General features: G+C 60.9%; 11 protein-coding genes. 3 read left to right on the forward strand and 8 right to left on the reverse strand.

Annotation, left to right across the window (positions count from 1 at the left end):
• Nucleotides 1–8 precede the first annotated feature (8 nt).
• The 3 genes from BV390_RS12335 (at nt 9) to BV390_RS12345 (ending at nt 5,345) form a co-directional block, all read left to right on the forward strand.
• Nucleotides 9–1,976 carry a YjhG/YagF family D-xylonate dehydratase gene (locus BV390_RS12335; protein WP_032698296.1) on the forward strand — a complete coding sequence of 656 codons (1,968 nt, stop codon included), beginning with the start codon at nt 9–11 and terminating at the stop codon, nt 1,974–1,976.
• Between the two features lie 357 nt (nt 1,977–2,333).
• Entirely contained in the window at nt 2,334–3,713 is a 1,380-nt protein-coding gene (locus BV390_RS12340) for a glycoside-pentoside-hexuronide (GPH):cation symporter (protein ID WP_085396973.1), read from the forward strand.
• A 12-nt stretch (nt 3,714–3,725) separates the two neighbouring features.
• On the forward strand, nt 3,726–5,345 hold the full coding sequence (locus BV390_RS12345) for a glycoside hydrolase family 43 protein (protein WP_085396974.1): 1,620 nt from the start codon (nt 3,726–3,728) through the stop codon (nt 5,343–5,345).
• 4 nt (nt 5,346–5,349) lie between these two features.
• Here the strand turns inward: BV390_RS12345 and BV390_RS12350 are convergent, their stop codons facing one another.
• The 8 genes from BV390_RS12350 to ahr all read right to left on the reverse strand — a co-directional run bounded on the left by BV390_RS12350 (nt 5,350) and on the right by ahr (nt 12,638).
• The gene (locus BV390_RS12350; RefSeq protein WP_004857393.1) at nt 5,350–6,108 is read right to left on the reverse strand and encodes an IclR family transcriptional regulator; all 759 of its coding nucleotides are present in this window, start codon (nt 6,106–6,108) and stop codon (nt 5,350–5,352) included.
• A gap of 157 nt (nt 6,109–6,265) precedes the next feature.
• A complete protein-coding gene (locus tag BV390_RS30655) occupies nt 6,266–6,493 on the reverse strand; it encodes a hypothetical protein (protein ID WP_139155986.1) in 228 nt (75 codons plus the stop codon).
• Between the two features lie 6 nt (nt 6,494–6,499).
• Complete coding sequence (locus tag BV390_RS12355) at nt 6,500–7,804, reverse strand: ABC transporter substrate-binding protein (RefSeq protein WP_085396975.1); 1,305 nt, start codon at nt 7,802–7,804, stop codon at nt 6,500–6,502.
• Nucleotides 7,797–8,870, reverse strand: a complete 1,074-nt coding sequence (locus BV390_RS12360; RefSeq protein WP_032698289.1) for an ABC transporter ATP-binding protein — start codon at nt 8,868–8,870, stop codon at nt 7,797–7,799. The genes BV390_RS12355 and BV390_RS12360 overlap by 8 nt, the downstream gene beginning before the upstream one ends.
• 5 nt (nt 8,871–8,875) lie before the next feature.
• Nucleotides 8,876–9,700: a phosphodiesterase gene (locus BV390_RS12365; RefSeq protein ID WP_085396976.1), complete on the reverse strand. Its 825-nt coding sequence runs from the start codon at nt 9,698–9,700 to the stop codon at nt 8,876–8,878.
• A gap of 10 nt (nt 9,701–9,710) precedes the next feature.
• Nucleotides 9,711–10,598, reverse strand: a complete 888-nt coding sequence (locus BV390_RS12370; protein ID WP_032698286.1) for a carbohydrate ABC transporter permease — start codon at nt 10,596–10,598, stop codon at nt 9,711–9,713.
• Complete coding sequence (locus BV390_RS12375; RefSeq protein WP_032689738.1) at nt 10,588–11,460, reverse strand: carbohydrate ABC transporter permease; 873 nt, start codon at nt 11,458–11,460, stop codon at nt 10,588–10,590. The genes BV390_RS12370 and BV390_RS12375 overlap by 11 nt, the downstream gene beginning before the upstream one ends.
• A gap of 158 nt (nt 11,461–11,618) precedes the next feature.
• Nucleotides 11,619–12,638, reverse strand: coding sequence for an NADPH-dependent aldehyde reductase Ahr (gene ahr, locus BV390_RS12385; RefSeq protein WP_085396978.1), 1,020 nt, complete (start codon nt 12,636–12,638; stop codon nt 11,619–11,621).
• Between the last annotated feature and the right edge of the window lie 180 nt (nt 12,639–12,818).

The following is a 12,818-nucleotide window of genomic DNA, read 5'->3' on the forward strand; positions in this document are numbered from 1 at the left end:
AAATTAAGATGGCAATAGAGACGATTTTCACTCCCCAGAATGATGCGTTTTATGCGGTCATCACCCATGCCGCTGGCCCGCAGGGGGCGCTGCCGCTGACGCCGCAAATGCTGATGGAGTCGCCGAGCGGCAATCTGTTCGGGATGACGCAAAACGCCGGCATGGGCTGGGACGCGAACAAACTCACCGGCAAAGAGGTGCTGATTATCGGCACTCAGGGTGGGATTCGCGCCGGCGACGGCCGCCCGGTGGCGCTGGGTTACCACACCGGCCACTGGGAAATTGGCCTGCAGATGCAGGCGGCGGCCAGGGAGATTACCCGCAACGGCGGGATTCCTTTCGCCGCCTTCGTCAGTGACCCGTGCGACGGGCGCTCTCAGGGTACGTACGGCATGTTCGACTCCCTGCCGTACCGCAACGATGCGGCGATCGTGTTTCGTCGTCTGATCCGCTCGCTGCCGACGCGTCGGGCGGTGATCGGCGTGGCGACCTGTGACAAAGGCCTGCCGGCGACCATGATCGCCCTGGCGGCAATGCATGACCTGCCGACGATTCTGGTGCCCGGCGGGGCGACGCTGCCGCCGACCTTTGGCGAAGATGCCGGTAAAGTCCAGACCATCGGCGCACGCTACGCCAACCACGAGCTGTCGCTGCAGGAGGCCGCTGAACTGGGCTGTCGCGCCTGCGCTTCGCCGGGGGGCGGCTGCCAGTTCCTGGGCACGGCGGGGACCTCGCAGGTCGTTGCGGAAGCGCTCGGCCTGGCGCTGCCGCACTCGGCGCTGGCACCGTCGGGGCAGGACGTATGGCTGGAAATCTCTCGCCAGTCGGCGCGGGCGGTGAGTGAGCTGGATAATCGCGGCATTACCACGCGCGATATTCTGACCGATAAGGCGATCGAAAACGCGATGGTTATCCACGCGGCGTTCGGCGGCTCGACCAACCTTCTGCTGCACATTCCCGCCATCGCCCATGCGGCGGGGTGCACCATTCCTGATGTTGCACACTGGACGCGGATCAACCGCAGCGTCCCGCGTCTGGTCAGCGTGTTGCCGAACGGGCCGGACTACCACCCGACGGTGCGGGCTTTCCTCGCCGGCGGAGTGCCGGAAGTGATGCTGCACTTGCGCGATCTTGGTCTGCTGCATCTGGACGCGATGACGGTCACCGGCCAGACGGTGGGAGAAAACCTCGACTGGTGGCAGACTTCCGAGCGGCGTGAGAAATTCCGTCAGTGTCTGCGCGAACAGGACGGCGTCGATCCGGATGATGTGATTCTCCCGCCGGCTCGGGCGAAAGCCAAAGGACTCACCTCCACGGTGGCCTTCCCGGTAGGAAATATTGCGCCGGAAGGTTCGGTGATCAAAGCCACGGCGATCGATCCGTCGGTGGTGGATGACGACGGCGTGTATCGCCACACCGGACGGGCGCGGGTATTTGTTTCGGAAGCCCGGGCGATCAAGGCGATCAAAAACGGCGAGATCGAGCAGGGCGATATTATGGTGGTGATCGGCGGCGGGCCGTCCGGGACCGGCATGGAAGAGACCTATCAGCTCACCTCGGCGCTGAAACATGTCTCGTGGGGGAAGACGGTGTCGCTGATCACCGATGCCCGTTTCTCCGGCGTGTCGACCGGCGCCTGCTTCGGCCACGTCGCCCCGGAAGCACTGGCGGGCGGGCCCATCGGCAAGCTGCGCGATGACGATGTGATTGAGATCGTCGTCGACAGGCTGGCGCTCACCGGTCACGTCAATTTTCTCGGTACGGCGCACCAGCGGCTGACGCCGGAAGAGGGGGCGGCAGAGTTGGCGGCAAGAACGCCGCATCCCGATTTGCACGCTCATGATTTTTTACCGGACGATACCCGCCTGTGGGCGGCGCTGCAATCGGTCAGCGGAGGGACATGGAAAGGCTGTATATACGATACAGATAAAATTATCGAGGTTATAAACGCCGGTAAAAAAGCGCTCGGTATTTAATTAAATTCTGCTGCAATGTCGTCTGCGGAAATAGTCCGCGGACGGCTTTTTTGTCTGCATTAAATACCATTATGGTTATTTTTTTGTTTTTTATAACCATTTAAAAATTAAGACTAAAAAATATTATGTCCTCCCTTTTTTATAACGATGGCAATCACAAAAACCAAAAAACATAATTCATAAATTAAAAATGACCATTGCCGTAAAAATGCACATCTTCTTACACTCTATTAACACGAAAACGTGAAAATTAAGCACACGTATAATGGGTGATTTCCTGACGTTGCAGCGGGTATGTATTCCCTTTTCAGGTCCCTGACGTTTGCGCCATTCCACTCATTGGGGTTGGGGATAAATATGCAATTAACCATGAAAGATAAAATCGGCTACGGGCTGGGCGATACCGCGTGCGGTTTCGTCTGGCAGGCGACGATGTTTCTGCTGGCCTATTTCTACACCGATGTGTTTGGCCTCTCCGCCGGTATTATGGGCACGCTGTTTTTGGTTTCCCGCGTGCTGGATGCCGTCACCGATCCGCTGATGGGGCTGCTGGTAGACCGCACCCGTACCCGCTACGGCCAGTTCCGCCCGTTCCTGCTGTGGGGCGCCATTCCGTTCGGCATCGTCTGTATGCTGACCTTCTACACGCCGGACTTTTCCGCGCAGGGCAAAATTATCTATGCCTGCGTGACCTATATTCTGCTGACGCTGGTCTACACCTTCGTTAACGTCCCCTATTGCGCGATGCCGGGGGTGATTACGGCGGATCCGAAAGAGCGCCATGCCCTGCAGTCGTGGCGTTTTTTCCTCGCGGCCGCGGGATCGCTGGCGATTAGCGGGATTGCGCTGCCGCTGGTGAGCATCATTGGCAAAGGCAACGAGCAGGTGGGCTACTTTGGCGCCATGTGCGTGCTCGGGCTGACCGGCGTCGTGCTGCTGTATGTGTGCTTCTTCACGACCAGAGAGCGCTATACCTTCGACGTGCAGCCGGGCGCATCGGTGGTGAAAGATCTTAAGCTGCTGTTCGGCAACACCCAGTGGCGAATCATGTGTGCTTTCAAAATGATGGCGACCTGCTCCAACGTGGTTCGCGGAGGGGCAACGCTCTACTTCGTGAAATACGTGATGGACCACCCGGAGCTGGCGATGCAGTTTCTGCTCTACGGCAGCATCGCCACCATGTTCGGTTCGTTGGCCTCTTCGCGCCTGCTGGGGCGCTTCGATCGGGTGAAGGCCTTTAAAGGGATTATCGTGGTCTATTCCCTGATTAGCCTGCTGATTTTTGTTACCCCGGCTGACTATATCGCGCTGATTTTCGCGCTTAACATCGTCTTCCTGTTCGTTTTCAACACCACCACGCCGCTGCAGTGGCTGATGGCCTCAGACGTAGTGGATTACGAAGAAAGCCGAAGCGGCCGCCGTCTCGACGGACTGGTTTTTTCAACCTACCTGTTCAGTCTGAAGATTGGCCTGGCCATTGGCGGCGCGGTGGTGGGCTGGATTCTGGCCTACGTGAACTACTCCGCCAGCAGCAGCGTGCAGCCGGTTGAGGTGCTAACCACCATCAAAATCCTGTTCTGCGTGGTACCGGTGGTGCTCTATATCGGCATGTTCACCATGCTCTCATTCTACAAGCTGACCGATGCCCGGGTGGAGGCCATCAGCCAGCAGTTACGTCAACATCGCGCGGCGCAGGAAGAGGGCGTCCCTGCCGCCGCTGCCGCGACATCTCATTAAGCAGGAGGCAATATGTACACGATAACTAACCCGATTCTGACCGGTTTTAACCCGGACCCGTCAATGTGTCGCCAGGGCGAGGATTACTACATCGCCACCTCCACCTTTGAGTGGTTTCCGGGAGTGCGGATTTACCACTCGCGGGATTTGAAAAACTGGTCGCTGGTGAGCACGCCGCTGGATCGCGTGTCGATGCTGGATATGAAAGGCAACCCCGACTCCGGCGGGATCTGGGCGCCGTGCCTGAGCTACGCCGACGGGCTGTTCTGGCTGCTGTATACCGATGTGAAAATCGTCGACTCGCCGTGGAAAAACGGTCGCAACTATCTGGTCACCGCCCCCTCTATTGAGGGGCCGTGGAGTGAGCCGATCGCGATGGGTAACGGCGGCTTTGACCCGTCGTTGTTTCATGATCTGGACGGGCGTAAATATTATATTTACCGCCCGTGGGGGCCGCGTCACCACAGTGACCCGCACTGCACGATCGTCCTGCAGGAGTATTTCCCGCAGACGCAGACCCTGTCGAAGACGAGAAAAACCCTGTTTACCGGCACGGCGCTGCGCTATACCGAGGGGGCCCATCTGTACCATAAAGAGGGCTGGTACTATCTGCTGGTGGCCGAAGGTGGCACCAGTTATGAACATGCGGTGGTGGTGCTCAGAGCGAAAAATATCGACGGGCCGTACGAACTGCACCCGGACGGGACGCTGATGACCAGCTGGCATCTGCCGGAAAACCCGCTGCAGAAAAGCGGCCACGGTTCGCTGCTGGAGACGCACACCGGCGAATGGTATATGGCCTATCTCACCAGCCGTCCGCAGCGCTTGCCCGGTGTGCCGCTGCTGGCCTCCGGCGGGCGCGGCTACTGCTCGCTGGGGCGGGAAACCGGGATTGCGCGCATCAACTGGCACGACGGCTGGCCGTCGGTGGCAGGGGGCAAACACGCCCAGCTGAGCGTGCCGGGGCCGAAAATGGTCGAAAGCCGCGTCGTCGCTGACGAGAGCTGGCGGGATGAGTTCAGCGGCCCGACGCTCAATCCGCAGCTGCAGACCCTGCGTATTCCGTTTGATGATACGCTGGGTTCCCTCAGCGCGCGGCCAGGCTTCTTGCGCCTGTACGGCAACGATTCGCTCAACTCCACCTTTACCCAGTCCACCGTGGCGCGGCGCTGGCAGCACTTTGCCTTCCGCGCCGAAACGCGGATGGAGTTTGCCCCGGAGAACTTCCAGCAGAGCGCCGGGTTAACCTGCTATTACAACAGCAAAAACTGGAGCTACTGCTTCGTTGACTATGAAGAGGGGCAAGGTAGAACCATTAAGGTATTGCAGCTTGACCACAACGTGCCGTCGTGGCCGCTGCATGAACACCCGATTGCGGTGCCGGACGCGGCGCAGAGCGTGTGGCTCCGGGTCGATGTCGACCATCTCGTCTATCGCTACAGCTACTCGTTTGACGGTGAGGCGTGGCACGGCGTGCCGGTGGAATATGCCGCCTGGAAGCTGTCGGATGATTATATCGGCGGGCGCGGGTTCTTTACCGGCGCCTTTGTCGGCCTGCACTGCGAGGATATCAGCGGCGACGGCTGCTATGCGGACTTTGACTACTTCAGCTATGAGCCGATAGTCGGATAACCCCTCAGGCCGGGTAGCCCAGCGCTTTCGACAGCTGGCGCCCGGCCTCTTCCAGCAAGGCGCGATAGCGCGCGAGCTCAGCCTCATCGACGCGAGAGGTGAGCGTTGACAGACTCAGTGCGGCAATGACCCGCGATTCATGGTTCCACACCGGTACCGCCACACAGCGCACGCCCTGCTCATTCTCTTCGCTGTCCTGCGCATAGCCTTGGGCGCGGGTTTGCGCCAGCGCCGCCAGCAGCGCCTCGCGGGAGGTCAGCGTCGCGGGGGTAAACGGCGTGTACTGATAGCCTTCCAGCAGAGTATTTTGCTCCGCCTCGCTCAGCCAGGCGATCAGGACCTTACCGATCGCCGTTGCGTGGATGGGGAGCCGACGGCCGATGCGCGAGTAGGCGATGGCCGCAAGCCTGCCTTCAATTTTCTCGATGTAGACGCCTTCGTGGCCGTCAAGAATGCCGAGGTGAGTGGTCTGCCCGGTGCGCTGCGAGAGATCCGTCAGCCAGCTTTTCGCCTTCTGGCGAATATCCATCGTCCCTACGACAAAATGGCCGCGTTCGACCAGCTTCATGCCCAGGCGGTATTTGTCGTTTTCCGGATTCTGATCGATATAGCCGTGCAGCTGTAAGGTTTTGAGCAGCGAATGGAGGGTGCTTTTACTGAGGCCCATCTGTTTGCTGATATCGGTTATCTTCAGTTCCGTGGCTTGTTCGTTAAACAGGTCGAGGATCGTCAGGGCTCGTTCAACAGACTGGATAATAGGCATAATGCACGACTGCTCACGCTGGGGGAAGATGAAAACGTACCCTTTTTACGCTGAAAAATCAAACGGCTGGCGTGGAAAGGGCGAGCAATATCACCTCGGGGAGCACGTTCCCGGGCGGTGGGGTAAACCCCTTACCCGGGCGACGGTACGGCGCTGGTCAGTAGCCCGGTAAGCGCAGCGCCAGCGGGGAGCACGTTCCCGGGCGGTGGGGTAAACCCCTTACCCGGGCGACGGTACGGCGCTGGTCAGTAGCCCGGTAAGCGCAGCGCCAGCGGGGAGCACGTTCCCGGGCGGTGGGGTACACCCCTTGCCCGGGCGACGGTGCGGCGCTGGTCAGTAGCCCCGGTAAGCATAGCGCCACCGGGGAGAGGAGCCGGAGCGACAAGGGAGCTTACTTCACCTCAGCAAGGGCGGTTTTGTCGACGTAGGGTTTCATCAGCGCGTCGGCCTCTTTCTGCGCCGTCTGCACCGCCGCTTCCGGCGTCACTTTGGCGTCGTTAACCACCGCCGCCAGCTGGTTCTCCATCGCTTTACGCACGGCGACGGTCTCCCAGGTGGAGTACCACGGATGGGCGTACTTCAGTTGCTCCAGAGCAATTGCCGCGCGCGGATCCTGCTGCAGATAGGCCTTCATCTCCGGCGTATCGTAGGCGGCTTTGCGCGGCGAGAAGTAGCCGGTGAAGCGGCTCCATGCGCCGTTGACCTGCGGGCTCACCAGATACGTCAGGAACTGATAGGCCGCTTTCTTCTGCGCGTCATTGATACCTTTAAAGCTCACCAGGCTGGCGCCACCGATCGGTACCGCGCGCTGCTCTTTCGCCGGCAGCATCGCCACTCCGAGCTCAAAATCTTTGCTGTTCTCGCGCATAAAGCCCAACGCGCCGGTGCTGAGCATCGCCATCCCCACCTTACCGGAGAAGAAGCTGGCGCTGATCTGCTTCGAGTTGAGGACGCCGGAGGGCATCACTTTGTCTTTGTAGATCAGATCCTGCCAGAAGCGCAGCGCCCCGATGGTGGTCGGCACGTTGTAGTAGACCTCGCCCGGATAGTCTTCGTTAAAGTATTTTCCGCCGTTGGCGCGTACCAGCGCCGAGAAGATCCAGCCGCCGTAGTCGTCGTTGGTCGACGGCAGCATGATCCCCCACTGACCTTTGCTCTCGTCGGTCAGCTTTTTGGCATCTGCCAGCAGTTCGGCCCAGGTCTGCGGCGGCTGTGTGATCCCGGCCTGCTCGAACATCGTTTTGTTGTAGTAGAGGATCGGCGTCGAGTTATGGAACGGGATCGCGTAAGTGGTGCCCATCACCTGGGCGTTCTTGTGCATCGCCGGCCAGAACTCGTTGACCAGGAACTCCCCCGCTTTTTGATCGCCATAGCGGAACAGCTCGTCCATCGGCAGGATCTCATCCTTTAGCGCCAGGTCGGTGGTGAAGTTGGCGGACATGATCACCAATGCCGGCGGCTGCCCGGCCTTCTGCGCCGATTCGGCTTTGATCTTGGTGGTGTCGTAGTTGCCGGTGAAGATCCCGCGCACTTCGACATCCTGCTGCGAATCGTTAAAGGCTTTGATGACGCGGGTCATCTCCATGGTCAGCTTGCCGTCTACCGGCGCCGGAAACATGAAATCGATCTTCTCTTTCGCCAGCGCCGTGCCGCAGAGGGCAAGCGAAAGCCCGACGGCTGTCAGGGTTTTAAGCATGGTCAATCTCCTGGAGTAAATTGTGCTGTTGCTCAGCATGAAAAAGATGAATATCCCCGGGCGAAAAGCCGAGGGTCAGCGTGTCGCCTTTCTCCGGCACCGCGCCGCGATGGCGGCGGCTAAAGCGCAGGGTGCCGATGGGGGTGCTGACGTGGAGTAGATAATCGGCTCCCATCAGTTCTCGTTGCAGCACGGTGGCGGAGAGGCGCAGGTGCCCCTCCTCCACGCGATCGCTGATATGTTCCGGACGAATGCCGAACCAGACCCGGGGCTCGTCGCGATAGCGCGACGGCAGCGGATGGCGCAGGTCGCCGAGCCGTATCTCGCCGTCGGCGCAGGGCAGCGACAGCAGGTTCATCGCCGGCGAGCCGATAAACCCGGCGACGAACAGGTTGGCCGGATGGGCGTAGAGGTACTCCGGTCGCCCGACCTGCTGGACGTGGCCGCCATTCATCACCACGATGCGGTCGGCCATCGACATCGCCTCGGTCTGGTCGTGGGTGACGTAGACGGTGCTGGTTTTCAGCTGCTGGTGGAGATCCATAATGCTGTCGCGCACTTCGCTGCGCAGGCGCGCGTCGAGGTTGGAGAGCGGTTCGTCCATCAGGAACAGCCGCGGGTTGCGCACGATGGCGCGGGCCATCGCCACCCGCTGGCGCTGGCCGCCGGAGAGCTTCGCCGGCTTGCGGTCCAGCAGCGTTTCCAGCTGCAGCATCTGCGCCACTTTATCGACCCGCGGCTGCCAGCTGGCCTTATCTTCTTTGCGCACCTTCATGCCGAAGGTGATGTTGTCCTGTACCGACAGGTGCGGGAACAGGGCGTAGTTCTGGAAGATCATCGCGAAGTTGCGCTCGCGCGGCGACAGGGCGGTGATGTTCTGGTCGTGCAGCCAGATTTCTCCCTCGCTCACCGGCTCCAGTCCGGCGAGCAGGCGCAGCAGGGTGCTTTTGCCGCAGCCGGAGGGGCCGACCAGCACCACAAACTCGCCTTCGTGAATATCGAGGGAGAGAGCGTCGAGGGCCGGTTTACCGTCAAAACGCTTACTGATGTTTTGCAAACTAAGCATGAGGATTAGCGCTCTTCCGTTGGGCAACTGATGTTTTCGTCATACAGCCACGGCCCGGCGTGGTGGCTCAGCGCGTGCTGGTAGCTGACCCACTGCTCGCCGACCTGGCGGTGCATCAGGCACGACGCCGGTGACAGGTCATAGTACGGGCGGCGGTCCTCGTGGAAATAGGGCACCTGATGGACGGTGCCCGGCACGGTGGAGACGATCGCCTGGCGATACTGGGTCAGGGTCAGGCTGTGGTTATGGCCGCAGAAGATGCGCGTCAGGGAAGGGAAGCGCTCCACCAGCGCCAGCAGGCGATGGCCGTTTTCGCAGGCGATGGGATCCATCTGGGCGTTGCCCAGCGCCAGCGGCGGGTGGTGCATAAACACCGTCGCCGGCTTGTCGCCGCCGTCGAACAGCTGGGCCTCCAGCCATTTAATGGTTTCGTCCGTCAGCCAGCCGCTGGAGGTGCCGGAGCGGCTGGAGTCGATAAACAGCAGGCGGGTGGCGAAGTCGTCCACCGCGTAATGCATGTTCTGCGGGTCGCTGCCGAGCTGCGGGCACAGCGGGTGCAGGTATTCGAGAAACAGTTCTTTATCGTCGTGGTTGCCGGGGATCAGATACAGCGGATAGTTCAGGCTGCCGAGGATCTGCCGGGCAACTTCGTACTCCTGCGGGCGGCCGCAGTTGACGATATCGCCGCTGACCACCACCGCGTCCGGGCGCTCCGTCAGGGCGTTGAGCTGGGAGACCACGTCGGCGTTGGCGGCGTTGACGTCGATAAAGCCGTACAGCTTCTGCCCGTGGCTGCGGAAATGGGTATCGGAAATCTGGGCTAACAGCATAGATAACTCCTTATTTGATCCCGGAGAAGCCGAAGCTTCGCAGGAACTGTTTCTGGAAAAGGATGAACGCCAGCATCAGCGGCAGGCAGACCATCAGCGTCCCGGCGCCGATGGTGCCCCACTGGCCGCCGGATTCGGCGCCCATGGCGAAGGAGACCAGCCCCACGGTCAGCACCTGCTTATCGGGATCGTTGAGCATCATCAGCGGCCACAGATACTCGTTCCAGTGGTAGGTAATGCTGACGGTGGCGAAGGCCAGCACCGACGGCCAGGACATCGGCAGCAGCACGCGGAACAGCACCTGCCACCAGCGGCAGCCCTCCATCAGAGCGGCTTCTTCCAGCTCTTTGGGGATGGCGAGGAACGCCTGGCGCATCAGGAACACGCCGAACGCCGAGGTGAAGTAGGGCATCATCACCCCGGTGAGGGTGTTGAGCAGGCCGAAGGTTTTCAGGGTCAGCATGTTCGGCACCATCATCACCACCGGCATGATCATCAGCTGGACGAGGAACAGCAGGAACAGGGTCTGCTTGCCGCGGAACTGGTGGCAGGCGAAGACGTAGCCGGCGGTGGTGATGGTCAACAGCTGCACGAAGAAGGTGCCGAAGGTGAAGATCAGGGTATTGGCGTACAGGCTTAGCCAGTCGGCGCTGGCCCAGGCGTCGCGGAAGTTATCCAGCGTCAGCGGCAGGCGCGGCAGCAGCGAGGCCATATCCTCGCCGAAGGTGGTGGCGCTGAAGGCGGTGGCCAGCATCCAGATAAACGGGCTGACCCACAGCAGGGCCAGGCAGCACATCAGTACGCTGAGGGTGAACGGCTGCGAGCGACGCAGGCGCAGCCACAGCGGGGGTGAGGCGACCGGCGAACGAACAACCAGCGGCGAGGCTTCAGCGCTCATAGTGGGCTCCTTTCTCCAGCAGTTTGAGGTTAAGCAGCGAGAAGGCGAACAGCCCGGCCAGGGTCAGGAAGGTGGCGGCGGAGGCTTTGCCAAGGTCGTGGGTATCCCACGCCAGGTTCTGGATGTAGTAGAGCAGCACGGTGGTGGCATTATCCGGCCCGCCGCGGGTCATCACCGCCACATGGTCAATCTGGGTGATGGAGTAGATCAGCGCGGTGGTGATGACGAAGCTCAGGGTCGGGCGCAGCAGCGGCAGGGTGACCTTAAAGAACACCTGGCTGCGGGTGGCGCCTTCCATGATCGCCGCTTCGCGCGTTGAGGCCGGGATGCTCTGCAAGCCGGCGAGGAAGAACAGCATGTAGTAGCCGGCGAACTTCCATACGCCGATCAACGCCAGCGCCAGCAGGGCGCTGTTGCTGCGCCCCAGCCAGTTGTTGTTCATCGGCCCGAACAGCTTCGCCAGATAGTGGTCGAGCAGGCCGAGGCCGGGCATAAAGATAAACAGCCACAGCGCGGCGGCGCTGACCATCGGGATAATCATCGGGAAGAAGAAGGCGGTGCGCAGCCAGCGGTTAACACGGTGGTTTTCGCTCAGCGCCACCGCCAGCAGCAGGGCCAGCGTCACGCCGGGGACCACGGTCAGCAGGATATAGAGCAGGTTGTTGAGCAGCGACTGCCAGAAGACGTTATCGGCAAACAGGCGGACGAAGTTATCCAGCCCGACGAACGGCGCGCCGTCGCTGGCCATGCGGGTGTCGAACAGGCTGTCGTACACCGAGCGGCCCAGCGGGAACCAGGTAAACAGCAGTAAAAACAGCAGGGAAGGCGACAGTATCAGCCAGGGGAGCCAGGTTTTTCTCATGGTGGCAGACGTCTCGTTCAGGCGTTTATGGAAGCCCGGATTGTGGGAACGAATGACTGCAAGGGGATGGCGGGAAGATGACCGTTTAATGAACCTTCAGCGGACGTCGACCGAGGGAACAGGCCGGGCAGACGCGCCGCCCGGCGGAGAAGGGGGGGTTAGAAGTCGGCTTTCAGCACCACGCGATAGCGGGCTTTACCCTCGCGCACGTGTTTTAGCGCTTCGTTGATCTGCGACATCGGGAACAGCTCGGTGGTGGGGGCCACTTTGCTGCGTCCGGCAAACTTCATCAGCTTGCGCAGCTCGGACGGGTTGCCGGTGGCTGAACCGGAGATGCTGCGGTCGCCGCCAATCAGGGTAAAGGCGGGGACCTGCAGCGGCTTCATCACCGCACCGACGGTATGGAAGTTGCCGCCGTAGGCCAACGCTTCGAAGTACGGCTGCCATTCGAGATCTACCGCCACGGTGTTAATGATCAGGTCAAACTGACCAGCCAGCGCTTTTAAAGCTTCAGGATCGCGGCTGTTGACCACCCGATCGGCGCCCAACGCCAGCACTTCCTGCTCTTTCGCCGGGTTGGAGCTGAAGGCGGTGACTTCGGCACCCATGGCGCGCAGCAGTTTAATGGCGATATGGCCGAGGCCGCCGATACCAATGACGCCCACGCGGCTGGTGGCGGTGACGTGGTGCATCAGCAGCGGTTTAAAGACGGTGATCCCGCCGCACAGCATCGGGCCGGCGGATTCGATATCGATACTCTCCGGCAGGGGGATCACCCATTGCCAGTCGGCGCGCAGCTTGTCGGCGAAGCCGCCGCGGTTGATGATGGTCGGCACCGAGCCTTCGAGGCAGTTGATTTGGTTGCCGCTGATGCAGGCGTCGCAGTGCCCGCAGCTGCGCGCCGTCCAGCCGATGCCCACCTTCTGGCCGACCTTCAGCCCTTTATCCTGCGCCGCGCTGCCCAGCGCCGCCACGCGGCCAATCACCTCATGGCCGGCAACCAGCGGATAGCTCGACATGCCCCATTCGTTGTCGATCATCGACAGGTCGGAGTGGCAGATGCCGCAGTATTCAACCTGCACTTCGACATCTTGCGGCAGGAGTTCGCCTGCGTCGTACTCCCACAGCGACAGATCGGCGCCCGCTTCTTTGGCGGCGTAGCTTTTAATTGTGCTCATCACGATTTCCTTGGTTTGGCGTAGATAAACAGAAAGTGTAGAGCATGGGGCGGGGCGACGCTTGGCAGAAGGAGGCAGGCAGACGGGCAAGGGAAGGGGAAGGGGAAGGGGAAGGGGAAGGGGAAGGGGCGGTCGAGTAGGGGGGAAACTTGCCGGGCAGGAGAGAAGGAAAATGTGACG

The sequence above is a fragment of the Klebsiella sp. YJ genome, from assembly GCF_002108615.1.
Taxonomy (GTDB): Bacteria; Pseudomonadota; Gammaproteobacteria; order Enterobacterales; family Enterobacteriaceae; genus Klebsiella; species Klebsiella planticola.

Excerpts from the sequence above, each read along its gene's own strand:
- BV390_RS12335 (WP_032698296.1), top strand. The coding sequence starts at position 9 with ATGGCAATAGAGACGATTTTCACTCCCCAGAATGATGCGTTTTATGCG.
- BV390_RS12340 (WP_085396973.1), top strand. The coding sequence starts at position 2,334 with ATGCAATTAACCATGAAAGATAAAATCGGCTACGGGCTGGGCGATACC.
- BV390_RS12345 (WP_085396974.1), top strand. The coding sequence starts at position 3,726 with ATGTACACGATAACTAACCCGATTCTGACCGGTTTTAACCCGGACCCG.
- BV390_RS12350 (WP_004857393.1), bottom strand. The coding sequence starts at position 6,108 with ATGCCTATTATCCAGTCTGTTGAACGAGCCCTGACGATCCTCGACCTG.
- BV390_RS12355 (WP_085396975.1), bottom strand. The coding sequence starts at position 7,804 with ATGCTTAAAACCCTGACAGCCGTCGGGCTTTCGCTTGCCCTCTGCGGC.
- BV390_RS12360 (WP_032698289.1), bottom strand. The coding sequence starts at position 8,870 with ATGCTTAGTTTGCAAAACATCAGTAAGCGTTTTGACGGTAAACCGGCC.
- BV390_RS12365 (WP_085396976.1), bottom strand. The coding sequence starts at position 9,700 with ATGCTGTTAGCCCAGATTTCCGATACCCATTTCCGCAGCCACGGGCAG.
- BV390_RS12370 (WP_032698286.1), bottom strand. The coding sequence starts at position 10,598 with ATGAGCGCTGAAGCCTCGCCGCTGGTTGTTCGTTCGCCGGTCGCCTCA.
- BV390_RS12375 (WP_032689738.1), bottom strand. The coding sequence starts at position 11,460 with ATGAGAAAAACCTGGCTCCCCTGGCTGATACTGTCGCCTTCCCTGCTG.
- ahr (WP_085396978.1), bottom strand. The coding sequence starts at position 12,638 with ATGAGCACAATTAAAAGCTACGCCGCCAAAGAAGCGGGCGCCGATCTG.